The sequence below is a fragment of the Paraburkholderia sp. SIMBA_054 genome, from assembly GCF_046534875.1.
Classification (GTDB): domain Bacteria; phylum Pseudomonadota; class Gammaproteobacteria; order Burkholderiales; family Burkholderiaceae; genus Paraburkholderia; species Paraburkholderia hospita.
Genome location: NZ_JAWRXV010000060.1, coordinates 1 through 22,448, shown reverse-complemented (window position 1 = coordinate 22,448; position 22,448 = coordinate 1). Strand labels below are relative to the sequence as shown.

General features: G+C 57.5%; 20 protein-coding genes and 2 pseudogenes. 16 read left to right on the top strand and 6 right to left on the bottom strand.

Annotated elements, in window-relative coordinates:
- From SB822_RS43535 to SB822_RS43525, 3 genes are all read right to left on the bottom strand, one after another.
- Window positions 1–876, bottom strand: coding sequence for a TrbG/VirB9 family P-type conjugative transfer protein (locus tag SB822_RS43535; protein ID WP_086917387.1), 876 nt, complete (start codon window positions 874–876; stop codon window positions 1–3).
- Between the two features lie 5 nt (window positions 877–881).
- Window positions 882–1,592 carry a type IV secretion system protein gene (locus SB822_RS43530; RefSeq protein WP_086917388.1) on the bottom strand — a complete coding sequence of 237 codons (711 nt, stop codon included), beginning with the start codon at window positions 1,590–1,592 and terminating at the stop codon, window positions 882–884.
- A 651-nt stretch (window positions 1,593–2,243) separates the two neighbouring features.
- A complete protein-coding gene (locus SB822_RS43525) occupies window positions 2,244–3,638 on the bottom strand; it encodes a replication initiation protein (protein ID WP_086917389.1) in 1,395 nt (464 codons plus the stop codon).
- A 1,062-nt stretch (window positions 3,639–4,700) separates the two neighbouring features.
- Between SB822_RS43525 and SB822_RS43520 the strand changes: the two genes are divergently transcribed.
- The 9 genes and pseudogenes from SB822_RS43520 (at window position 4,701) to SB822_RS43480 (ending at window position 14,550) form a co-directional block, all read left to right on the top strand.
- Window positions 4,701–5,909, top strand: coding sequence for a ParA family protein (locus tag SB822_RS43520; RefSeq protein ID WP_410857589.1), 1,209 nt, complete (start codon window positions 4,701–4,703; stop codon window positions 5,907–5,909).
- A complete protein-coding gene (locus SB822_RS43515) occupies window positions 5,906–6,895 on the top strand; it encodes a ParB/RepB/Spo0J family partition protein (protein ID WP_086917390.1) in 990 nt (329 codons plus the stop codon). The genes SB822_RS43520 and SB822_RS43515 overlap by 4 nt, the downstream gene beginning before the upstream one ends.
- A gap of 661 nt (window positions 6,896–7,556) precedes the next feature.
- The gene (locus tag SB822_RS43510; protein ID WP_410857568.1) at window positions 7,557–8,501 is read left to right on the top strand and encodes a hypothetical protein; all 945 of its coding nucleotides are present in this window, start codon (window positions 7,557–7,559) and stop codon (window positions 8,499–8,501) included.
- A gap of 1,588 nt (window positions 8,502–10,089) precedes the next feature.
- A complete protein-coding gene (locus tag SB822_RS43505) occupies window positions 10,090–10,263 on the top strand; it encodes a hypothetical protein (RefSeq protein WP_410857567.1) in 174 nt (57 codons plus the stop codon).
- A 265-nt stretch (window positions 10,264–10,528) separates the two neighbouring features.
- A pseudogene (locus SB822_RS43500) lies at window positions 10,529–10,793 on the top strand (DUF2182 domain-containing protein); the annotation flags it as partial.
- A 207-nt stretch (window positions 10,794–11,000) separates the two neighbouring features.
- On the top strand, window positions 11,001–11,459 hold the full coding sequence (locus SB822_RS43495; RefSeq protein ID WP_410857566.1) for an SET domain-containing protein: 459 nt from the start codon (window positions 11,001–11,003) through the stop codon (window positions 11,457–11,459).
- 853 nt (window positions 11,460–12,312) lie between these two features.
- Window positions 12,313–13,395, top strand: coding sequence for a patatin-like phospholipase family protein (locus tag SB822_RS43490; RefSeq protein WP_410857565.1), 1,083 nt, complete (start codon window positions 12,313–12,315; stop codon window positions 13,393–13,395).
- A 487-nt stretch (window positions 13,396–13,882) separates the two neighbouring features.
- Window positions 13,883–14,173, top strand: coding sequence for a hypothetical protein (locus SB822_RS43485; RefSeq protein ID WP_410857564.1), 291 nt, complete (start codon window positions 13,883–13,885; stop codon window positions 14,171–14,173).
- Window positions 14,174–14,343: 170 nt separating this feature from the next.
- Window positions 14,344–14,550, top strand: a complete 207-nt coding sequence (locus SB822_RS43480) for a hypothetical protein (protein ID WP_410857563.1) — start codon at window positions 14,344–14,346, stop codon at window positions 14,548–14,550.
- A 131-nt stretch (window positions 14,551–14,681) separates the two neighbouring features.
- Here SB822_RS43480 and SB822_RS43475 read toward each other — a convergent pair whose 3' ends face one another.
- On the bottom strand, window positions 14,682–15,095 hold the full coding sequence (locus SB822_RS43475) for a hypothetical protein (RefSeq protein ID WP_410857562.1): 414 nt from the start codon (window positions 15,093–15,095) through the stop codon (window positions 14,682–14,684).
- A gap of 35 nt (window positions 15,096–15,130) precedes the next feature.
- Here SB822_RS43475 and SB822_RS43470 point away from each other — a divergent pair, with 35 nt between their 5' ends.
- From SB822_RS43470 to SB822_RS43450, 5 genes are all read left to right on the top strand, one after another.
- Window positions 15,131–15,352 (top strand): hypothetical protein, encoded by a 222-nt coding sequence (locus tag SB822_RS43470; protein WP_410857561.1) that lies wholly within the window; start codon window positions 15,131–15,133, stop codon window positions 15,350–15,352.
- Between the two features lie 66 nt (window positions 15,353–15,418).
- A complete protein-coding gene (locus SB822_RS43465; protein WP_410857560.1) occupies window positions 15,419–15,592 on the top strand; it encodes a hypothetical protein in 174 nt (57 codons plus the stop codon).
- A 21-nt stretch (window positions 15,593–15,613) separates the two neighbouring features.
- Window positions 15,614–15,832, top strand: coding sequence for a hypothetical protein (locus SB822_RS43460; protein ID WP_410857559.1), 219 nt, complete (start codon window positions 15,614–15,616; stop codon window positions 15,830–15,832).
- Between the two features lie 315 nt (window positions 15,833–16,147).
- Window positions 16,148–16,576, top strand: coding sequence for a hypothetical protein (locus SB822_RS43455; protein ID WP_410857558.1), 429 nt, complete (start codon window positions 16,148–16,150; stop codon window positions 16,574–16,576).
- Window positions 16,577–16,843: 267 nt separating this feature from the next.
- Window positions 16,844–18,274 carry an ISKra4 family transposase gene (locus tag SB822_RS43450; protein ID WP_410857557.1) on the top strand — a complete coding sequence of 477 codons (1,431 nt, stop codon included), beginning with the start codon at window positions 16,844–16,846 and terminating at the stop codon, window positions 18,272–18,274.
- A gap of 165 nt (window positions 18,275–18,439) precedes the next feature.
- On the opposite strand, the gene SB822_RS43445 is transcribed toward SB822_RS43450, so the two are convergent.
- Together SB822_RS43445 and SB822_RS43440 are read right to left on the bottom strand one after the other, a co-directional pair.
- Window positions 18,440–19,417 carry a YeeE/YedE thiosulfate transporter family protein gene (locus SB822_RS43445; RefSeq protein ID WP_410857556.1) on the bottom strand — a complete coding sequence of 326 codons (978 nt, stop codon included), beginning with the start codon at window positions 19,415–19,417 and terminating at the stop codon, window positions 18,440–18,442.
- 380 nt (window positions 19,418–19,797) lie between these two features.
- Complete coding sequence (locus tag SB822_RS43440; RefSeq protein ID WP_410857555.1) at window positions 19,798–20,382, bottom strand: CGNR zinc finger domain-containing protein; 585 nt, start codon at window positions 20,380–20,382, stop codon at window positions 19,798–19,800.
- A 345-nt stretch (window positions 20,383–20,727) separates the two neighbouring features.
- On the opposite strand from SB822_RS43440, the pseudogene SB822_RS43435 reads away from it, so the two are divergent.
- Both SB822_RS43435 and ltrA read left to right on the top strand, forming a co-directional pair.
- Window positions 20,728–20,994, top strand: a pseudogene (locus SB822_RS43435) (transposase); the annotation flags it as partial.
- A gap of 559 nt (window positions 20,995–21,553) precedes the next feature.
- Window positions 21,554–22,411, top strand: a complete 858-nt coding sequence (ltrA, locus tag SB822_RS43430) for a group II intron reverse transcriptase/maturase (RefSeq protein WP_410857554.1) — start codon at window positions 21,554–21,556, stop codon at window positions 22,409–22,411.
- Window positions 22,412–22,448: the final 37 nt, after the last annotated feature.

The following is a 22,448-nucleotide window of genomic DNA, read 5'->3' as shown; positions in this document are numbered from 1 at the left end:
TCAGAACACTCCAAAGACGCGGTGCCGGCCGCGCGTAACCGTCACTTCATCCTTTCCGGACACGAGCACGATCTCGTCGGCAAGGCGCTGGAACACGAGAAAATCGCCGCGCCTGATGAAGTTGCCCACTACCCGATCTCCGTGATCCTTGTACATGGGAACCGGCCATGTCTGCGCTTTCGCCGGCATCCGCATCCAGATGGAGTGACCATCATCGAAAACCACTTCAGGCTTGAACTCGGCGCTTCCGTCGACCGAGTAATCCCAGTTCAGCTCGTCGGGGGACACGCTGATATTGCCCGAGTCGATCGCGCGCTCACCCCCAACTGCGTCAGCGCCAGCCGAGTCGTCGCGAGCTGCCGCTCGTGTCATCGGCGAGCGCGGATACTGAAATCGCACTGTCTGGTAAAAGAATCCTCCAGCCGGCGACGCGATCAGCGTGAAGTCGTACTCACGCCGGTTCGTCGTCAGGTGCAGCGTGTTCACGAGATCGGGCTTATGCGGCTTGATGAACACATGGTTCATCTTGTCGTCATCGATTTCCCACTGGATGCTGTCGCCCATTGCCGGGTCGGCAATCAGCTTCTCGCCCGGCTCCAGCTCTATCGTCGTCAGCTTGAGCGGCGCCGTGAGGATGCGAAAGATCTGGTCCCGGCTGTATGAGAACACGCCAATGCGGGCATCGCCCGGCATCGTGAGGGGGTCCGCCCCACTGTTGAACGGATTCACCGGGCTCATCGGATCACTCACGATCATCGCGGTGTTGATCGCCCCTGCATCTGCGGGGCGCTTGGCCTGTGCGGCCGCCATCGGTAAAACGATCGCGGCAAGGGTCAGGGCGATGCCGATCGTAGGTCGGAGAGGTTTCGTGATCATGGGGCTCAAGCTCCGCCCGTCCGCTCAAGACGGAAAAACGGGATGAAGATGCCGAAAGGGTTTTTGGTGAGGGCCGCGTCCGCTGTGGGTGCAACGATCTGATAACGCAGAGTCAGCGCGTAGGACTTCACGTCGGGCTTGCCCGTCGCACCGGCCTGAGAAGTCGTCGTTGTGAATTCAACGAGAACCGTCTGATCCTCAAGCAGTGCAATGTTCCGCACGTTCACTTCGCGAATCAGTTTCGGGTTGGCCGTGATCTGCTGGAACGGCGCGTCGTCCCGCAGCCAGCTTTTAAACTGGTCCGTCGCCGCCCCGATCATCTGCGCCTTCACCGAGTTGATGTTGGCTGACATACGGGACGTGTTGAGACTGTCGGTAAGAACCGGCTCGATCGTGAACCACCGCACAACCATGTCGTTCATGCTTGTGCGGATCGCCTGCGAGTCCGGCTTGTATGCGACGAGCTCTGTCACGACCGGATGACCGCTCACGTCCGCTGACACACCGACTACCTTCGTGACCGACGGCGGAGGCTGGCGTGTCCACACTGCGCCCCCGGCAACCACAATAGCTGCGAAGGCGATAAGCATCCAGCGATTGGCCTCAACCCTCAGCTTGGTGCTGGTCTCGAAGATCACCTGTGCGGGATCTTCCTCGGCGAAAGAGCCGGGGGCCGTGGAGAGCGCGGCCTGACGCTTGTTCCTGAAAATACGCATGGCAACCCTTGATGAATGGCTACCATTGAAACAACTTCTGATGCGGAATTTGAGGCGAAAGGCGCAGAGAATTGAGCGCCTTTATGCTCACGGTCCTCATGCATTGCCCGCTATCGCGGGCGGGTGTTTTTATTACGTGTTAAGGCTACTCCCGGGGAATGAGTGCTTGTTTCGTAGCTCTTTTACACCCCATCGCCCAAGGAATTTGTGCATTCTCGTCGTATTGCTGTAGCCACAAAAGAGCGGAACGCGCAGGAATGGCTACAGTTTCGTCGCACGCGAACTTATTTAAATTCATACACTTAGAACGACCCGCAGTTCGGACAAGCCATTACACGTAAAAAGACAGCGCGCTTAATCTCACAAGCTCGCCAGGGCTTGTCTCGAAATTGTGCGATATTCGTACGCTCCCCGAGCGCTCCTATCGCTTCTACCGACGGGGTCCCAGTCGCCACCCACAGTTGAGACTCTCACGGATGGACGCCTGCGAACCGCGTATTTGATATGCTCGCTACCCATCAGCCGGTCCGCGTGGCACTTCAGCGGCCGCAGCTGTCGCGTGGTGGTGAAACGGTCTGGATTAAGCGACGATCTATTCGGAGAGGCTCGTGCGGGTCTACGAGGTGTGAAGCCGAGTGTTCGCGTGTCGCTTTAAGCCTTGGCGGCGGCTTTCGCTTTCGTGCGCAGGAACACGAAGGAGTAGAGCGCAAAGGATAGGTCCTTATGCGCCAGCACTTCCGACTCTTGGATCGTCGCAGGGTTGAGCTTTACCCGCTTGATGGCCAGCTTACCAGCCGCGGATGCGATAAATGCACGCATGAAGTCCTTTTGCGCCCTACTGTCCGCCTTGTGATACGCCTCACGCCCAAGGTCGGCATTCTCGACCGTCCTAGTTTTGCTGCGCTCCTCTGCCGCTGCGGTGCTTGCGGCGACGGCTGCTGTAGCCAGTTGCCTAGTGCTGGACTCCGCCCTCCCCCGTTCCTGCTGCTGTTGCTGGACCGTTAGCATTTTGCGGTCAGCGTCCGATAGCTTGTAGCCATCAGTGATAGCCTTTAGCAGGTAGGCGCCCGGACTCTTTTTGATTTGGCCGGAGTCGACCTTGGCGCGCGTGTATTCGATTGCCTGGAGAATACGCTCATCCGACCAAACAGCGCGGTTTTGCGAGATGGTGTTGAACTGCTTTTCAGTGAAGCCGAATTCGTTCTTCAGCGTCGTGTAGATCTCTTGCGCGCCAAGGAGGCTCGCTCGAATGGCCCCAGCAGTTTCTTTGCGCGTCAGCCTGAAACGAATCCGGTCGATCTTCTTCGACTTCGGGTTCACGGTGCGAGTCTCGTAGTTCAACTCAATGTCGGAGACTGCGTTAATCTGCTTAACCGCCTTGTCGAGGTTGTCGCGTTTGAAATACTTGAATTCGGTTGCGGGCGACGCAGCTTTCCCGGGCCAGCCACGTACCACATCGACTTCGAACCATTCGGTTATGCCTTCTGCTACGTAACCGATGACGTGGTCGTAGATAGCTCTAGCATACGTAAGCGTGAAGGCGGAGGTGATTCGCAGGCTCAGCCAGTGCGACTTCACCGGATCCTTGATGTGCGGAATGAGCGGCTCCGGTACAGCAAACGTGATCCGCCCTTTGTCGATACCGACGATACCGATGAGCTGCACGGACACCCACTTTTCATCCTCTCCGGACGTGCTACCCGTGGGCGATGACGAAACCTGGATCAAAGCCTTTTGAGCCTCAGACACCACCGTTCGCAGGTGCTTATAGTTGTAACTGTCATAACGCATGAGCCATCGGAAGTAGCTCAGCTCAACGTCGTAAACCTTCGGGGTTGTTGGTTCCTGCGCCACGATGAAATGCGCCGCGTCCAGGAATCGCCTGGCTGTAATGCCCACATCGGTGATGTCGATGAAAACGTTGTTACGTTGATAGCCAATTTCCTTCGTCGATTCGTTGATTGGCGTATCTGTGGCGAGCATCTCCTCGAACAGCTCAAACGACAGCTGGCGCGAGGTTGCGCGTGTCGTGATGTTGTTTGCCATCGGGGATCGTGTCCCTAGTTACCGGTCGCGGAGAATCTAACACGTGTAGGTGAGATGTCAATACAAAAAGACTCACCATGAAAACGAGCAATTCACAGTTCTGAGCAGGGAGCATTGGCACGCGCGTGCTCAACAGATTCGCTTACTTTCTGCGTTGAACGGATGATGGCCGGGGTTGTTTGTTTTTTAATTCTTTTAAAAACGAAAAACCAACAAACGAACTACAGAGAATCAACAATCTTCGTAAAAACAATCGCTTAGCGCCGTGTAGGTGAGCACTTTTGTGCTTGAGGTGAGAGTTTTTGTTGGGCGAAGGTGAGTGGAAATCCTTTGTGAATGTGAGAAGTTTACCAGCGTCGGGTGAGTGATGCTGTAAGCATGGAGAGATGGTGAGCATTTTTGTTGAAGATGGTTGCCGCTCGTGGAGACCCTTATCTGGCAAAGGGACTCCGGGGAAAATGACCGTAAGTGGGTGAGTAGTATTGTTGAAACGATGGTGAGTGATTTTGTGCGTGGCCGTAGTTTGGGTGCTCGATTTTTCGGCTCGATCCGCGCGAAGGCGCCCGAACGGTGCTCTTTAGTCGATGGCGCCTGTGGATAAGACGTTGGGCGGGGATGATGGTGAGTAATTTTGCGGGTAGGCGCGGCCTTCTCCGCAGTCCACGTCCGCCGCTCGTTCTGGGCCGTGAGAAGCGAAGCTGCCGGCTACTAACGTGGATGCAGTTCGCTTGGGGCAGGAGTGTCTCCGGGCGGCGAGGCGGGAATGCGTTGGTGAGTACAATTGTTGAAAAAACCAATAGGCACGTCAGCTGGCCAATTCCGCCCCCCACCTTTCGCCATCGCTTCGACGTATTTCAACAATTCCTCTCACCATGAAGCGCACTTGATAGCTTGTTTCGACATGGCCGGCTAATGGGTCCATCCCGCCTGGTCGTTGACGTTTTTATGTTGCATTTCAGCGGTTTAGGCGGGAAATTTCAGAAGCCAGCTAATGTGAAAGCGATTTTGTCAAAGTTTTCGAGTATTCTACGCTTTGTCCTGATTTCCGGTAAAAGTGTAAAAATGATGCTTAAGGCCGAATTCCCCGCTATCACACGCAAGGTCCCTCTCGCGAAAATCGCTAGATTTGCGAAAAAGCTGGACGGACTGACAGCCGAACTGCGCGAGCAGATCCTTACGCCAAGGCCGCGAAAGGCGCCACCGAACTTTACGACTGCCGAAGTAGCAGATTTGTGCGGGCTGGACCGAACCAAACTCCACTACCAAGCAACGCGTGAAGGCAGCACGTTGCCGCCGGGCGTTGCGCACGGCACGGGCCGTAGCCGCCTGTTCAGCTTGGCCGAGGCACGCACCTACGTACAACAACTGTCGGAAATCTATCAATCGCCGCTCGTGACTGGTCGCGAGGCCGACGGCAAGATTGTTCTAGTTGCGAACTTCAAGGGTGGGTCGACGAAGACTACGACGACCATGTGCATTTCTCAGGGGTTGTCCTTGCGTGGGCGGAAAGTACTCGTGGTTGACTTGGACCCGCAGGCCTCACTGTCCGAACTCTGCGGACTTTATGCTGAGAACGAGGTCGACGAGGATTCGACCGTGCTCCCTTTTATCTACAACGAAGAGATGGAAGGAGGTCTGGAATATGCGATCAAGGAAACTTATTGGGACGGCTTGGATGTGATTCCCGCGCATCCATCGCTGTTCAGTGCGGAGTTCTTCATCCCCTCGATGCTTAAGACTCGCCCGAGCTATCAGTTTTGGGCAATCCTTCGGAAAGGCTTGGAGCCGCTGCGCAAGAAATACGACTACATCATCTTGGACACTGCGCCCTCCCTCTCCTATCTGACTTTAAACGCGTTGATGGCAGCTGATTCGATGGTGATGCCCTTGGTGCCGGAGAGCCTTGACTTCATCAGCTCGGTGTCGTTCTGGGGGCTGTTTTCGGATATTGCCGCGAACTTCATGGAGAAGGAGTCAAACAAGGTCTACGATTTTATCTCCGTCATTCTGTCGAAGGTGGATACAAGCCCGACCTCATCTGCACCCATTGTTCGTTCCTGGACGCAACGCGCGTACGAAGACTGGCTGACCACGACCGAGATTCCCGCGAGTTCGGTGATGAGCAATGGGGCGCTAGCGCTCTCGACAGTGTTTGACCTCAGCAAATCCGACGGGGTTTCAAAGACGGTGCAGCGTGTACGCCAACCGCTGGTCGAATACTGCAGGTGGATTGACAACATGTACGTCGATGAATGGAGTCTCGCGCAATGAGCAGCATTCGTGATCGTATGGCTCAACAAACTGCCAACCTCCGGAAGACGTCCTCAATCTCTGACGAGGAGATGGAAACGACCAAGCCCGTGGCTGAGAAGCCGAAGACGGGACCTGGGATGGCGGGGGCGTTGGCGGCCGCACAACTCAAAATTCAAGAGTTGGAAGCGAGTGGAGGCCAGGCAACGATTCCAGTTGCGGAGGTGGTGCCGAACCCATGGCAACCTCGACGGATTTTTGTCGAGGCCGAGCTTTCGGACCTTGCAGAGTCAATTCGCGAAAAGGGATTAGTTCAGCCGGTGGCGGTGCGTCGCGTCGAGTCTGGCTACCAGCTGATCGCTGGTGAGCGGCGATTGCGTGCGCACAAGATCTTGGGCATGGAGCAGATTAAGGCGGTAATAGTCGAATGCTCCGATGAGGACATGGTAGTTCTCGCGTTGGTAGAGAACATCGGGCGCGCCAACCTGACCGACTATGAAGTTGCGATTTCGCTCCGTCGGGCGGAAGCAGAGTTCCCGAATCGAAAGCGACTTGCTGAGTCTCTCGGTATGTCGCGCGCCGGGCTGTATCAATTTTTGGCGTTCGACAAGCTCCCTGATTTCATCAAGGAACATTTGGACTTGCAACCGGCGTTGCTTGGGTGCAACGCCGCAGAAGAAATTGTGTCCGCTATCAAGAAACATGGTGCCGCCGGCTTGGATGCCGCGAAGGATTTGTGGCCGGACGTCGTTAAAGGAGAAATTCTCCAGGGCCGATATGCTGCGGCAATCGTAGCGCAGGCCACACGTCAGGGTTCACGAGCGGAGGCGCGCGAGCGGAGTATTGCGAAGTTCTTTTCGGGCAAGGAACAGGCTGGAAGCATTACGAAGGACGTCAACTCCTTCACTGTCAAGATCAAGACTGGGTCGCTTAGCGAGGTTCAAGAGACTCGTATCCGGCAGCTGATCAGCGAACTGTACCGGGAAGAGCCAAGCGCGCAGCAGTAATGCAGCCCATCCGAGAGAAGCCCGCAACTGCGGGCTTTTTTCATGCCCTCTGTCAAAGGCGGTCGGCGCTGTGAAGCATGAAGAACAGACGCATTCGGAGATCGACGCTCTGTGAAACATGAAGAGGCTTTGGTTCGTCAACTCTGCTTCGGATGGACAGGGACGCACGGTGTCAGTAGTACCGACACTTCGGCCTGTCGATCACTTCGCTTGTCGCGAGTGTCGGTATTACTGACACTCTTTTATAAGCCTCGAGGGGCGCCGACACAAAACGTGTCAGTAATACTGACGCCCGGCAGATACGCGTCCTGCCCGAAGCTGCATGGGCCAAAGAGTCTTGCAGCATCCACGAGGCGACGAGCGCGCGGAGCGGGTATGCGTCGTTTGGCCCGAAATTGTTAAGGGTTCAAGCTTGTGCCAACGATGTCCCAAATTCGGGCCAACAAACGCGTAAGAAATTGGCTTGGCCCCTACTCGGGCCAAAGATGGGCCAAAGAGCGGTGCGCGACGCGCCAACGGGTACGAGAAGAAGGCGCACGTATGCTCTCTACGTCCGTACGATCGCGATTCTCGAGGCGCGTTGAAATCTCGTTGCGGAGAGTTGAAGCCTGGTGGTGACGGAAGTCTCAGTGACCTTGACTGAGTCCGACGGTAGTGTCTAATGAATCGACGGCTTCAAACGCTCGGAAACAGCCCACGTTTAGTGGCCCTTTTGGCGATTGTTTCGATTGGCCTTGTTAGATACTTCGTTGTCGCACTCGCGCACATCGATATGCAAAAAGAACTCACTTATACGGCGGCAGACCCTCTTCGGTTGGCCGCGCTCTACCACGCCGGCAACGGTACTCACTGGTCCTCCTACAGACAAGCGGCAGTGGTGCTGACCGAGAAACTCAAGATAAAGGTGGGATTCGCCAGGATCCGTGAAGCGGTAGCGGTATCCGAACTTCCTACAGAGATCCTCGCAATTTTCAGCGAAGTGGGAATCGTCAACAAAACCGCGCGGGAACTGTTGAAAGCCGCAAAGACACACGGTGTCTCTTCCTTGGTTGATCGCGCGAGAACATTGGATCCTCAGGGGAAGTCGCGCGCTCAGTTGTCCGCGCATGTCTGCGGGAAACATGTTCTTGCGGGTTCGAAGCAGCAGTATTCCAACCCCCTGTTGCTGGCCGATGAATACAGGGAAGGGCTCGCGAAGGGCAGATGGATCTCTATGACAGGGGCCGCTGTGCATCTCGGGGTTCACAGGCAAACGATCGCAAGGGCAAACGCGATCGCATCTATCCCAAGCGAACTGCTGGACCTCTTTCCCGCGATCAGTACCGAGATGGGAGAGCGACTCGTTGGCCTGGTCAAGATCAGGGGAGTGAAAAAAATGAGAGCGCTTGCCATAGAGGCAGGGCGTGTAATCCCCCGGCTTTCTCAGGATGAACTGGTTGGCCACCTCGTTGGATTGGCCCGCAACACGGGTTCTGTGAAGCTGAACAGATCCGGCCGCAACCTGATTCTGACCTACAACCTCGGACCCGCTGACGACAATGTCGAAACCAGGCTTGCCATGATGGCCGCGATTCTAAATGCTGGCGGCGTCGTTAAGCCCAGATAAACCTATGTACTGAGTTTGAGCAAGACGGATAGGATGGCGCGCTACCGCGCGTCATTTGGCCTTTAAGAGAGGGAGTCAGATCTCTGTAAGTCGCATTCCTGAGAAAGGATTCGGCCTCCCGATACTGACGGGCCAGCTCGGCGGTTGCATAGGTTGATGTCGTGTCGAGCGAGTCGTGCACTGCGAAATTTCGAGCGCTTTCAAGGCTCATGCCGTTCGCGACCACATGCGACACGAATGGGTGCCGCGGCCAGTGGGGACTCACGCCTACTCTGCGCGGTGCAAAAAGCACCCTGCGAGACTGTCCGTGTAGGTGGCGAAGGTGCGGAGTTGGCGGATGACGCTTCGCTTTGAAGGTTTGACATCCACGGGGCATGCGGCAGTGCACCCATTTGTGGTCCGCAGGCACCACTCAGCTCGGCAAAGGCAGAGCCGGCGAATCCGAGTCGCGCGCTGCGAGTGGGGCGCCTGTCGCGCGTGCCCTCAAGAGATAGGCGGAAATCCTCAGGCGGGTGAGTGCCGCGTCGGCCCCCGACGGGACGCGGGTCCCAGTAGGCAGCGGCACCTCCTCGCTAAGTCATACGCAATCAGAACCTCTGCAGAGGGGAGAAGCACAACGCCGGTAGCGTGAGTACCTTCCAGGATGCCGATGTAGGCGTCGAACTCGGTCCTCGTCGAGTCGCAGATACGCCGGCCGATCCTGCCGTGCCTACCAAGCCAGGCGCCGTGTACCCGGTACTGTGCGAGGACCGGCGTCGCGGGTCTCTTGTGGCGGTCGCTTTCTCGGCCAGCGACCGCGCTACGATCGCCTTGTCGGATATCTACCCGGCACCAAATTGGATGCGTTTGGCGGCACGGGGGCAGGATGTCCGGGGACGGGTAGACCGTGATGTGCACGCAAGGTGGAACAGGTACGCCCGCCCATCAAGCGCCGCGAGCGCGCTGGTATGCCGCCGCGAGCGTAGGGTTCGCAAACATGCTGAAGCTCAACATAATGGGCGGTAATGTCAATCACCAGCGTTGCCCGGTCGGTCGTCCGTGAAACATCCGGGGCGGCGGATAAAAAGTTATAAATCATTGATTTAGTGATCTTTATTCGAGTCATTTGTCGAATGTTTCACGGAAAAGGACAGGCCGAGGTCCGTCGGCAGCCAGTGGCCGCCGGTGAAGCGCACTCTTGCAAGTTTCGCACCGAAATGTAGTGTTCAATACGTTATTCGTAACGTCGCGGCTGATTGCGGTAAACGTGAGACCGACGCAAGAGGAAGATCAAAGCCCGAGTGCGAATCGGAACTGCGCTGATCGTGTGGCATGGGTGCCGCTTGCGCTTAAGGGCAGCGGTACCGACTTCGTGTCGCGTTGGGCAGACCGGTTTCGACGCGGTAGTAGGCAAGCCATGTGACTGGTCGTCGAAGCACGGGCGAGGAGGGCGCGCGACGGAGTTTCAACCGTGGCGAGCCCGGTGACACGCGGGTTATCACCACAGGCCGGTGCCATGCGCCCCCGGAAATAATTTCAGCGACATCCCGGCGCCACACCCGTCCCCTATACTATTTTCCGACTACAAGCAGAGTAAAGGGCGGAGTCTATGGCCGAACAGAAAGCTGACGACACGAACAGCGCAATCGAACGCCTGTTGCGTGAGATCGATCTGCTTGACCGGCTCGAGCGTGAGGGGCATCTGGTCACGAATGGTCCGCAGCTGCGCCGACAACTGAAGGCAACCCTCCAGCACCTGCGCGCCCGCGTGATGACCGACTAGCGGCAGGCATCAGCAACGGAAAAGGCTTTGTCGGTCCGCAGGACTGGATCGCGTTGCCGCCCCTGCATTCCCGCATTGAATCGCCGGGACCACCGGCCAGTCGCCCTGCGGGAGGCCAGCACCTTTCGGTGCGGTGCGTCGTCGGCACACGTCTTTCCAACCGCGCCCGTGAGCCAGCGCTTCACGGGCGACGGAATTCGCGGGTCGCGGTCGAGCGAGCCGCGCCAGATTTCGAGGTACGTGAGGGTAAAGGCAAGCTCAAGGAAGCGGGCAGTGGCGCGGCGGAACGGTCGTCGCAACAGTTTCCTGCCCGGGATCGCCACGGGCTGTTTTGCGTCGGATGTTGCTGGACGCTGATGTTCCTGATGTTTGCGGTCGGCACCGGCCGCACAGGATGGATGCTGACGCTCGGCGCGGCGATGTCGGCTGAAAAGAATCTGCCTCAAGGCCGCCGATTGAGCACCCCGTTCGGCGTTGCCCTGCCGGGATGGGCGGTGCTGATGGTCACCAACGGCCCTCTGCATTTCTGACCGGCACGACTGCGATCCCCGGTGTCGCACGCCCTGGCTACCCCCAAAACAACCGATTGATGCCGGGTAGGCGAGACCTCGACCCGGCTTCCCCGTCGTCCCCGCTTGTCGTGCAATGCCCCATCACAGGTTGGGAATCGATAGACTTCCTCATCACGGGGCCGTCAATCAGACGGCAGTCGCGTCTGTCAGTCATCCGGGGTTCAAATGCCGGGCCGTCGTCGTATAGCGGTGCGCAAGTCACCGATCCATGGAAGAGGCGTCTTTGCGACACAGGATATCGCCACGGGCGACCTGGTTTGCGAGTACAAGGGAAAACTCGTGCCGTGGGAGAGTGCAGCGCGTGCTGTGTCGCAAGACCCCGCTCAGCCCGACCATACGTTCCTGTTCGATCTGGGCAATGGATACGTCATCGATGGTGGGCTCGGCGGCAACAATGCAAGGTGGATCAATCACTCGTGCGAGCCGAACTGTCTGCCGGAACTGGACGGGACGCGGATATTCATTCGCGCCGGGCGGCATATTGCGTCGGGCGAGGAACTGAGCATCGATTACGCCCTGGTGAGCCACGAACCCCGCTCAAAGAGCCTGCGCGATCGATACCGCTGCCACTGTGGCGCCCCGCGTTGTCGCGGAACCATGCTCGCCGGGAGGCGCTCCCGGTAGCTATGGTAGTTGCAGAAGTTCCTCTGCTTCGCCGGGCAGGTGAAAAATTGTCGATTCTGGTATCGGTAGTTGGACAGAGCCACCGCTCAAGGCATTGCAACACGAAGGGATCCGCTGACGGGCACATGGCAACCGCGACCAGCGTCGTTGTCCTTCATGCCTACCCACCGCCTCCCTTTCATTCAGCGCGGGTGGGCGTCGCGACGGGCGCAGCAGCTGTTCCGCGGATCTGATCACCGCAGGCCGGCAGGGCAGGGCACTACCGCAGGGTGCGAAGGGGCTACTGTTTGCGAAGGTCCAGACGTGATCCGTGTCGGCGCCTATGAGCTGAACCGGTCGGCTCAAGGTGCCCGGGTGCCTGAACCCGGGAGGCCTGGCAGCCGCGGAATATCGACCTGTCCCGCAACCGGCCTTCTCGCGTGCGACACAGCTCCAGGCGCGACGGACCGACGTCTGGGGGGCATAAAACACTTACGTGGCGGAATATGGCTGCGTGCGTTCAGTCGACGAACCACGGGAATTGGACCCCTGAGCCGACCGGGCGGATATGATGAGGATAACGAACCGGATGGCAATGGATCGATGGGCGACGTGTAATCGCTCGCAAGGCGAGACATCGTTCCTGACCGGTTCGTGTTTCAGCCAACAACACCAAAAGTCCAACCGATGTTACCCGGCCCCATGCCCGGCTGGGTTCATCGACGAAGGCACCGATGAAAGCCCGGCCGGCGTCTGTCACCCCGCCACAGACGCGAACCCATGCGCCCGTTGACACTTGCGGGTCTTGTCCTACGCTACAAAGATTAATTTATTTACGAAGGCGCGCCCCATGGCGGCGTGACGGAGGCTAACGATGCCAGCAAAGGATACGCCGAAGACGGTATGCCTCGCCCTGCAGGGCGGCGGCGCACATGCCGCGTTCGGATGGGGGGCGCTCGATCGGCTGCTGGACGAAGTCGCGGCCGGACGGCTGCGCATTGCCGCCATCAGCGGCACCAGTGGCGGCGCTCTCAACGGAGCAGCGTGCACGGCCGGCCTGAACCAGAGTGCGGCGCAGGCGCGCCAGCGCCTGACGCAGCTGTGGGAATCCGTCGCCGGGAAATCGTACTGGTCGCCCGCGCTTAACTGGCCGCTACCGGCGTCCCATTCGCCGCGCGAGTGGAACGTCGACTACAACCCGTTCGTGATCGTTCAGGGCATGGCCCAGCAAGTCGGTTCGCCGTATCTGACACCCTGGCTGCGCGACGAGATCGGTACGATCATGGACGCAGTCATCGGAGACTACGGGCTGCTCCAGCATCCGGACGGCCAGGCGCCGCAGCTCTTTGTCGCGGCCACAAACGTGAACCGCACTTCGCTGCGCATTTTCGGCCCGCCCGATCTCGCCTCGTCTGCTCCCTTGATGGCGTCCACCTGTTTTCCGACGCTCTTCGAAGCGGTGGAAATTGATGGCGAGTTCTACTGGGACGACGGATACATGGCGAACCCGGCGCTCGATCCGCTACTTGCTCACGGCGACGATCTGCTCACGGTTCTGATCGACCCGCTCGTCATCGACGGGCCGCCGAAGTGGCCCCGCCAGATCGTCAACCGGATCAACGAGGTCAGCTTCGGTGCGTCATGGGTGCTAGCCGTCCGGCAGATCGGGCTGGTCAACGATCTGATCGCCAGGGGCTTGCTCACGGGTGGCGGCTACACGCAAAAGCGTTTTCACGTGATTCGAGACGATGCACTTATGAACGAGATCGGCGCAGCCTCCAAGGACACGCCATCGCTCGCCTTCTTCCGCGCACTGCGCGACGCCGGTGCGCGCGCCGCGGACCGGTGGGTCGAGGCGCATTTCGACGACATCGGCGTGAAATCGAGCTTCGACCTCGACGATGAGGTCAAGCAGCGCCTGAAGGGGACCCAGCAGGCGCAGCATACCGCGCAATAGCCCCGGGCCATGCCACGTAACGGATACGGGCAACCTTGAACGGCGGTATGCCGGGGCGTCCCGCTGGCATTTGCCGGTCAATCTGTCCACCCTGCGCCCCACCAGTTCCTGCGAGGATCTCATGCACCTGCGCACCTTCCGTTCCGGGCTCAACCGCGGAAGCTCACGTGACAGATGCAAGGCGTCGGGAATGCTGGTGAGGCGCAATCCGGACCAGGACATTGCGTTTCACTCCAACGTCGTCCCCCGGAGTCTCGCGAACGCGAAAAGCCCCGCTAAAATAGAGCGATCATCCAGATGTGCATTGGCAGCGACTTGAGTTCGAAGCGAAGCCGGGGACGGGTTACCCACCCCCGGCGGACGCTGACAAAAGCGATGCTGTTGCCGATGGACAAGGTCTCCGCGCGCAGGACCAGTCCTTGTCCCATCACCTTGCCCTTGCAGCCTGGCGCGGCGGCATGGCAACGGCCATCTGTTTAATGAACTGATGCGGACCGCGTACGTTGCGTGGTTCCTCCAGCGGGACGGCTATGGAAGCGAACCGGTCGGGCAGTTCAAGACAGGCGAATATGCCGTCGAGGCAGCGCTTGAGCGGGCGCAGGCGTCAAACGAATGGGTGCTCGCAGAGGATGCCGTGCCAGCCTTTGAAAAGCGGCTGGTGTTGCATGACGCCCAGGTCGCCGTTGCGCCGCTACACAAGGTGATCGACGCCGAGAGTCGGCTTCGCCGGTTTTTGGCCGGAACGTCGCGTTCGCCCATACCGGAACGATCCGACTGATTTCCTGTCGGGTACCGATCTGCTACGTGGTTCATGTGTGATCGTCAGGCGATTGAACAACCCTCTCTTGACGCAGCGGGGCGATGACCAGGATCATGCTGACATGTCTTGTAGCCTGATGTTTTTCATTGAAAGCTTGAAATGAACTATCTGGAAGTTAGGAGAGCGTCATGTCGTCGCCGACGCAACGCGAGATTGATGCGCCGCCATATCGACTGGTCATCAACGTTCAGCCAAAGTATCGAACTGGATCGCCCGGAGAGATCGAGGGGTATGTTGCGCGCGGCATTGTCACGAGGCTGGACGGATCGCCGGTCTATGAAAGCTCCAGTACCAGATTTTCGACGGGGAAATCTTCATTGATCCCGAACCTGTAGATCGTCAATCCACCGGACAAGATAATTGTCGGTCTTTACGAACCGGCAATTCGCGATGACGAACCGCGGGCGCGAGACGTGATCAACACCGGGTTCCCGCACTAGAATTGTGTCTCGGTGAAGGATGGCAATCACTCTTCGGCTCCCTTCTCTGCGGATGTAGCAGGAGCGGTGTCGACAGCGACGTCAAGCCTTTCGCCGTCATGCATTTCGACGATCACCTGGGCGTCTGGGTTGTTGATGTCCCGCGGGTACCGATACCGCTCCCCATTCTTCTCCATCGCGCTGTCAGCGACAGGGGGTGGGAAGAAGGCAAACACGTCCTTGCGATTCCTGAACTTCTCGCTGATTTGCGAGTAGCGCACCTTCATGCCCGGCTGATTGACGTTGAGGAAATATCCAACCGGCTTCGCATTGACAGCGGTATGTTCCAGTTCCGCGATGCGCGAGGCGCGCTGTTCGAGGGCGTTGGCGGCTTCGTGCCACAAGGCGCGATCCGGCAACGTGCGCAGCCGCTCCACCAGATTCGTGATGCTGTCGCTCATGCTACGATTCCTTTGAGAGCGAATGGGAGAGCGTCGTGGAAGATGAGATCTACGCGACTCACACGCACATCGCACGAGTCCGTGTGATGAAGACTGGTGCAGGCTCTTATCGCGGAATTGTTCATCTCCGGGAAGTGGGAGCCGAACCCGAATCGGACGATCCGCACGAAACCGAAACTGACTTCGCGCACGAGGACCAGGCGCGGGACGCAGCGCGCGCCCTTGCTAGCAAATTGCTTAAAGAACAGGAATCCTGAATTGCCGCGCCGGCCTTCAGAACCCCGGCAACCGCCGAAGCGGCGAAAACGGCGACGGAGATAGCCATGTGGACCTGCCGAAACTGCAATGCACGTTTTGCCTTCGATGAGATCGAAGCCCAAACCGACGAAAGCGGATTTTTTTTTATTTGTCGCGACTGTGACTACCGGAACAGGCTGATGAACATCGGTCCAGACGCGGCGGGGCGCTTGCAGCTTGTCCAGCGCGATGACGAGTAGAACACCTTTTCGGAGACAGCCATGCAGTTCGACTACAGGGAGTTTTACATCGACGCGTCGCCTCGCGATGAAGGTGGCCGTTACTACGCCCGCGCAAAGATCTATCGGCGCGCCCTGGTGGACGGAGATGCCGTAGAAGTGAAGTATTCGGGTGACCTTGGCCAATATCCTTCCGACGCGGACGCTATCGAAGCGGCGCAGCATTGGGCGATCCAGTGGTGCGACAACCGATCCGGATAAGCATACGGATTTCCCGGAATGGCTCTGATATGCCGAAGTTTCGGGCTCCGCACACCGGCCTTGGGACAACGCCGCAAAACGGCCACGGCGCGAGCGCTTTCTGTTCGTTCATGGTGTCGTTGTCCTTGCGGTTAGATTGCGCGGCGACGCTCGCCATCAGTTTCTCGCGCGCGAAATTCGCCGCGATGAAGGGTGTCGCGACGTCCGGGCAAATGCTGGTTCCGATCATCCGGACTTGGGCGGTCTTCGAAAGCGGGGCGCCGAATATCGCCCGGCCCGTCCAACTCGCACGTTCCAACCTATGGGAGTAGAGCCATGGTCGCAGTCAAACTCGACGATCTTTCTATGGCCTTCGACTTCGTTAACTACGCGGCGCCGATGGAGCACAACGCGTATGTCTCGCTCGATACGGGCAAGGTCTATTGGACATCTGATTCCAACGACGCCTTCGACGAGGAAATTCCTGACGACCTTGAAACTTCGGACCGATACCTTGCGATACCGCATAAGAACGATCTTGATCTTGGAAAAACTCTCGCCTTGCGGTTTGTCGCACAGGAGTTGCCTGCGTGCTACGACCAGGTCGAAGGATTTTTCCGACGGCAAGGAGCTTACGCGCGCTTCAAGGATTTGCTGGAGCGCGAAGGCGTTCTCGATCTCTGGTATTCGTTTGAAGCCGACTCTGTCGAACGGGCGCTGAGGCAATGGTGTGCCGAAAACGGGCTCGAAATTCTCGAGCCGTGACGCGTAGACCGAAGCAAAGTTGTCACAACTTCGCTAATAAAGTTGTCAATTCGCGGCGTCGCGGTGCCGTCGATCAAAATAAGTCTGTCAATCCAGAATCCCGTCGAAGACAAGCCGTATAAGCTGGCGTCATTTTCAATTGACAATTTTATTTGCACCCGAAAGAGAGCGTGCAGAAGTTGGGGAGGCTCCCAAGGGGGCCGTTCGGTGGCGGCGCCGGTTTCACTTCAGGTAGGCTTACCAGTCTCGCAACGGTGGGAGCTAGCCATGCGGTTGATCATCGAAGCAAGGTTGGTCGACGGAGACAGTGACACAGTCGAGGAGGGCGACGGAGTTCTGGCCGTCGTTGAGCGCCCTGATTGCAGTATTGCTGAATTGGGCTTGTCTCTCGCGGAAGGGCGTTCGCTGCTGGCGAAGGTGCAGATCGAACTTGTTTCGAAACAGGTGCAGCGATGGCTCGCAGGCCAGGCTCATTGTGAGAGCTGCGGTGCGGCCTTGAGGCATAAAGACAGCCGCTCGACCGTGATGCGCACCGTCTACGGCAAAGTGACCATGAAGAGTCCGCGACTGTGGTCATGTGCGTGTCGAGGGACTGCGCAGACGAAGCAGCATGTGGTGCACCCCTTGTCGAAAGCGCTAGCCACGCGCGTCACCCCTGAGCTGGAGTACCTTGAGGCGAAGTGGGCAGCTCATTTGCCCTACCGGCAGGCGACGAATATGCTCAAGGAAGTGCTACCGCTGGACAACGGCATCTCGTCGAGTGGCATCCGGGATAGAATTCTTGACCTTGGAAAGCAGCTTGACGCTGAAATCGAGCGTGACATTGCGCAACTGCCCCAGTCTGTTGCGGACGAAACGGTTCGCGAGTGCAGTCATGTCGCCGCAGTGAGCGTCGACTCGGCGTGGCTGCGCAATTGCGACCCCGGGAGAGACCCTGGCCGCCACGTGAATATCGTCGCGGGACGGGCGACGTTCACTGATAGTCGCTCAAAGCTGTATGCCTATGTGCACAAGGAAGTGACCTCGGCCGCAGCGCGACTCGATCAGTTCCTCAGCCGGTACGGTGTGGCTAGCGATGAACGCGTGACTGTAATCAGCGACGACGCCGGTGAGTTCGGGAAGACCGTTGAGGGCAGTCAGCTGGCGCGCGGCCGGATCCTCGACTGGTTTCATATTGCGATGAAGTTCAGGGCGGCGGAGCGTTCCGTATTCGGCAGCAAGATGATCGACTCGATGGAACGGGAGTCGGTGGAAGCCGAGATCATCCACGCCAAATGGCTGGTCTGGCATGGAAAGGGCAGCAAGGCGTTGGAGCGGATCAAGGCACTGGACATTCGGCTGCTGGCAAGACAGGGATACGAATTCAATACGTTGTGGTGGAATCTGAACACTGTCTCCAGTTACCTGAAGAAGAACGCGGGCACGTTGGTCAACTACGGAGCCCGGCATCGCAAGGGCCTGCCGATCAGCAGCAGTATCGCCGAGTCCGCGGTGAACCAGGTCGTCAGCTGCCGTATGGCCAAGAAGCGACAGATGCGCTGGACAGACGAAGGGGCACATTGCATGGCACAGGTCAGGGTTGCGGTGTTGAACGGGGAATTCTCGCCCCGTCGCATCTCGACATTCAAGACTGCCGACAGCGGTTACGGCAAATGCACCGGGCCAATGGACACGACAGACCGAGCAGTCATGCAGTAAGTTCTGAAATCCTAACGAATCTCTCCCCAATTTTTGCACACTCTCATTCGAAGTGAAATAAAAGTGACAACACGATCGCGCTTTCGCCCGTGGTTGCTAGGGAAGAGTAGTGGCAGAATCATTACGGCCTACGCATGCGCGATGCGGAGAACTGAATTTTCGTGATCAGAGAGATTGCGTTCTTACTTTGCTATGAGCAGTGCGGCCGGAGATTCGTAGAAGCGCGTAGACCGTTATAAAGATCGATATCAAACCGACCCACGCATACGGGAAAAGCAGAGGCACCCCCACTAATATCAACCCCGTGTTCCCACCGGGGATCAGCGATGCGCCTACGCCCATGATTACGCCACCCGTGAGACGGCGAATGACTAAGCCGAAGGCGGGAACTGACGATCGGAGGCGCCCCGCCGTAGCTCCGCCAATAAGGGCGCCTGCGAATAGCGCGCCACAGAGCGGCAGCCTCCAGCCTAACTTCAACCCGCCACCGAAACCGGATTTTGTGGAATGAGCGAAATCAGCGAGAATGTCTGTGTAGTTCCAGTTTCCTGCCACAGCAAATACAACGAGAAAACTGATGGCGATGATAGTCGTTGCAACATGTGGCGACCAGACGTGTTCCAGCGTGCTTCGATTGCGTTTAACGATTTCCAACTTATGTATAAAGATCCTCACGAAGACGAACCCGAGCGCCAATGCCACCTTCCAATTTTCCCCAGAGAAAAGAACTGATTCCTGACCCAATGCCCGAGGAACGGGTAAAAGCACCGCCACGAGTGCGCCAAAATAAAATCCAACAGGCATGCTCAGATACGACCACTCGCCGGAACCGATACGTGCGACTGTGCCGAAGATACAAGCGCCGTTCACCACCGCACCCGCTCCAAATAACACACCTCCAATCACAGTATGCAAACCTCGTGCGTAGTCCAGAGGCGTTGTGGTGATCATGCCGACTACGTTCAGTATTACGAACCCTGCGCCAGACCAGACCGACGCTTCAAGGAGGGCGGCGATTTTGTTAGCGCGCTGATAGTCCACCAACTCCCTGATGGCGGACACGGCACACGTTTCGCCACGCTGATTTGCAAACCCCATTAGGCCGGCGGCTGTGCAGGCGAGAAGAAAATGCGCGACATTCACATTAGTCCTGCTTTGCGTCTTAAGGGATTTATCGGCCCACTGAATAGACTTTAATATCGGTCGCCAGTACCGCACATAGGAGCAGTTTGAACCCATCCGCACATTGAGTATCGAGGCACCCTTAAAGTGGCCATATACCGGTTACTCAGTCTAAATTTCAACCGTGATGGGACCAAATCAGATCGGTCGCTCCGGGCGAAGCAGTCACTGAGACGGGTCGTGAGAGATCGGGGTCATCGTGACCCGTGGCAAGAATTTGGACAGGCGCAATCTGGGCGGCGTGTGCACGGGACGCCCGAGATTCGATGTTTCTCGAGTCTATCGTTGAATTTCGCCGTGAATGAATCGGCAGCTACGTGGTGATGCAGCCGCTGTGTGACTTAATCACACCTTTCAACCTGCCGTTGACGTATCCGAAAATTGGCCGCTTTTCGCCGATTGCCGCACATCGCCATACTGCACCAACGTCTACGATGGGCCTTAGTCCGATCATAAAACCAAAGCACACAATCGGCAGCTTCGCATTTTCGGATCAGGTCGAAATCTCCGTTGACTAGCAACTGGGCCGCGGCTTCCGAAACTGGCGTCAACACCTGCTCTGGCGTATTTTTTTCGTACTCATGTCGCACCTCCAAGTGACCATCAACACGTCGTGTCAAGAAAACGTGATACCGGCCACGAGTCAAGAAGGAATTGAGTGCGGCAATATTAACCAGGTTTCCGGATTTTTTCTGTGACACGAGTTCCCGGATCACATCGCGTAGTCTGCGCGCGGCATTCGCCAATGAACCTCGTTTGAAGTCCGATGCAATGTCATCACCTCGAACGCCCATCGTTCTGAGCCAATCAACTACGTCTTTGTCGGTCTCCAAGTATTCGTATAGGCCGTTTTCCCCTTGCGCAATTGTGTTCAGAAAATCTAACACTGGATCGTCTGCAAGAGTAAGGAAATCAGGCTTTAACATTGAAATTTCTCCAACAAGCATGGGAAGGTGTATCCATGTCGCGGCGTCGCGGAACGTAAGCGCGATACTAGACAATCAAGCCCAAACCGGCGATGCGTCCCTTCTCATCTACTGTTGACATTGTTTCACGATTCGTGGCGGCGTGGATTAGTAGGTCATGTCAGGAAGCGAATGCAGCCACGCAAAAAAGTTGCACCGTCGCATTAGCTCGGATCATCAGATTCCGATGGCGTCGACGGCTGCCAATTTTGTGGCGATAGCAGGGCCGGTGGCAGATTGACTGACCTTGCCCCCAAAAAACGAATCCCTTGCTGAGTGTGTAAACTCAAGCAAGGAGAAGAAACGATGACGGTCAAGGCAAAGCGGGCGCAGTACACGCTCGAATTCAAACTGGAAGCAGTCCGGTTGGTGAAAAACGGGCAGAGTCTGGCTGCGGTGTCGGCGACGCTGGGCGTGGTGCAGCAGACTCTTCACAACTGGGTCAAGGCGGACAGGGAAGGCAAACTGGCCGGAGCCGGAGCGAAGCCGGTCAGTCCAGAGCAGATGGAGCTGGCACGGTTAAGAGCGGAAGTGTCTCGCCTGAAGATGGAGCTCGACATCACAAAAAAAGCGGCGGCGTGTGTGCTATGAAAACTGTTTGATCGATGAGGGTGGGCCCCTCGATGTCGTCTTTCAGGAGAAGGCATCAAACCACTTCAAGCTGCTGCGTTTAAGAGGCGTGGTGGTGAGCGTTGAAGGAAAAGGCGCAGGGAATGCGTCAGGTAGGGAATAACGAGACGAGCGCAAGCGAACCGTCGATGAGGTGTCGATAGCTTTTTCCACTCGTCGTCAAAACCAGGGTTCACGCTGCACCCTGGGAAGAACCAAGCGGAAGCCTGATGACTGGCTTGGTGGCGACCGGCATATAGACGGCGTGACGTTACTCCAGGCGATCGAATGGAACATAGGAACCTGTCATCACGATGCGAAGGGAGAAGCTTGATTTGAAGGACTCGAAGAAAGCGAGAGTACCGATGCGGGGTACAGGGGCGGAGCATTTCGTAGTAGCGATGAAGCCTCGTAATGGGGGTGGAGCGAAGGGAATGCGTCATCCGGCAAGACCTGTGGGCCAACCAGACAATGGGATGAGCCGATGAGTCGAGCGAGGCCGTTTGCAATAACGAAGCAGTCAGTGTGGGCAGCATGGCTTCAGGTGAAAGCGAACCATGGCGCGCATGGTGTGGATGGGCAGACCATCGAGGCATTTGAACAGCGGCTTGGACGCAATCTGTACAAGCTGTGGAACCGGATGTCTTCAGGGAGCTACTTCCCCCCGCCGGTGCGCGGCGTGGAAATTCCGAAGGGCAACGACAGGAACCGCAAGCGGTTATTGGGGATTCCCACGGTGGCGGACCGCGTTGCCCAGGCGGTTGCACGCAATCATCTTGAAGCGCAGGTAGAGCCCTGTTTCCATCCTGATTCCTATGCTTACCGTCCTTCCAGGTCGGCGCTGGACGCGATTGCTGCTGTTCGGGGTCGATGCTGGAAATACGACTGGGTACTGGAATTTGACATCAAAGGTGCGTTTGACCATGTTGATCACGAACTCATGATGAAAGCGGTGCGGCAACATGCCCGCTGCACATGGGTGGAGCTGTACGTGGAACGCTGGCTGAAGGCGCCGATGATGAGGGGACAGGAAATGGTGTCGCGGACGCAGGGCACGCCGCAGGGCGGTGTCGTCAGCCCGGTACTGTTCAATCTCTACATGCATTATGCCTTTGATACCTGGATGGCGAGGCACTTTCCGGACACGTCGTTCGTGCGGTATGCGGATGATGGATTGGTCCACTGTAAAAGCGAAGCCGAAGCCAGACGGTTGCAGGAGGCAATCGGTGCGCGTCTGAAGGCCTGTGGTCTGGAATTGCATCCGGAGAAGACGAGGATCGTGTACTGTCGGGATGGGAATCGCAAGAATGACTATCCGCACACGAGCTTCGACTTTCTCGGGGCGCTATCAAATCTGAAGTGCAACACCTTCCTCGTGTAAGGTGCGCACATGCAAAAAAGAAGAACGTATCAACAGC

Excerpts from the sequence above, each read along its gene's own strand:
- SB822_RS43440 (WP_410857555.1), bottom strand. The coding sequence starts at position 20,382 with ATGTTAAAGCCTGATTTCCTTACTCTTGCAGACGATCCAGTGTTAGAT.
- SB822_RS43530 (WP_086917388.1), bottom strand. The coding sequence starts at position 1,592 with ATGCGTATTTTCAGGAACAAGCGTCAGGCCGCGCTCTCCACGGCCCCC.
- SB822_RS43450 (WP_410857557.1), top strand. The coding sequence starts at position 16,844 with ATGCGGTTGATCATCGAAGCAAGGTTGGTCGACGGAGACAGTGACACA.
- SB822_RS43520 (WP_410857589.1), top strand. The coding sequence starts at position 4,701 with ATGATGCTTAAGGCCGAATTCCCCGCTATCACACGCAAGGTCCCTCTC.
- SB822_RS43475 (WP_410857562.1), bottom strand. The coding sequence starts at position 15,095 with ATGAGCGACAGCATCACGAATCTGGTGGAGCGGCTGCGCACGTTGCCG.
- SB822_RS43490 (WP_410857565.1), top strand. The coding sequence starts at position 12,313 with ATGCCAGCAAAGGATACGCCGAAGACGGTATGCCTCGCCCTGCAGGGC.
- SB822_RS43485 (WP_410857564.1), top strand. The coding sequence starts at position 13,883 with ATGCGGACCGCGTACGTTGCGTGGTTCCTCCAGCGGGACGGCTATGGA.
- SB822_RS43465 (WP_410857560.1), top strand. The coding sequence starts at position 15,419 with ATGTGGACCTGCCGAAACTGCAATGCACGTTTTGCCTTCGATGAGATC.
- SB822_RS43515 (WP_086917390.1), top strand. The coding sequence starts at position 5,906 with ATGAGCAGCATTCGTGATCGTATGGCTCAACAAACTGCCAACCTCCGG.
- SB822_RS43455 (WP_410857558.1), top strand. The coding sequence starts at position 16,148 with ATGGTCGCAGTCAAACTCGACGATCTTTCTATGGCCTTCGACTTCGTT.
- SB822_RS43480 (WP_410857563.1), top strand. The coding sequence starts at position 14,344 with ATGTCGTCGCCGACGCAACGCGAGATTGATGCGCCGCCATATCGACTG.
- SB822_RS43460 (WP_410857559.1), top strand. The coding sequence starts at position 15,614 with ATGCAGTTCGACTACAGGGAGTTTTACATCGACGCGTCGCCTCGCGAT.
- SB822_RS43510 (WP_410857568.1), top strand. The coding sequence starts at position 7,557 with ATGAATCGACGGCTTCAAACGCTCGGAAACAGCCCACGTTTAGTGGCC.
- SB822_RS43505 (WP_410857567.1), top strand. The coding sequence starts at position 10,090 with ATGGCCGAACAGAAAGCTGACGACACGAACAGCGCAATCGAACGCCTG.
- SB822_RS43535 (WP_086917387.1), bottom strand. The coding sequence starts at position 876 with ATGATCACGAAACCTCTCCGACCTACGATCGGCATCGCCCTGACCCTT.
- SB822_RS43525 (WP_086917389.1), bottom strand. The coding sequence starts at position 3,638 with ATGGCAAACAACATCACGACACGCGCAACCTCGCGCCAGCTGTCGTTT.
- SB822_RS43495 (WP_410857566.1), top strand. The coding sequence starts at position 11,001 with ATGCCGGGCCGTCGTCGTATAGCGGTGCGCAAGTCACCGATCCATGGA.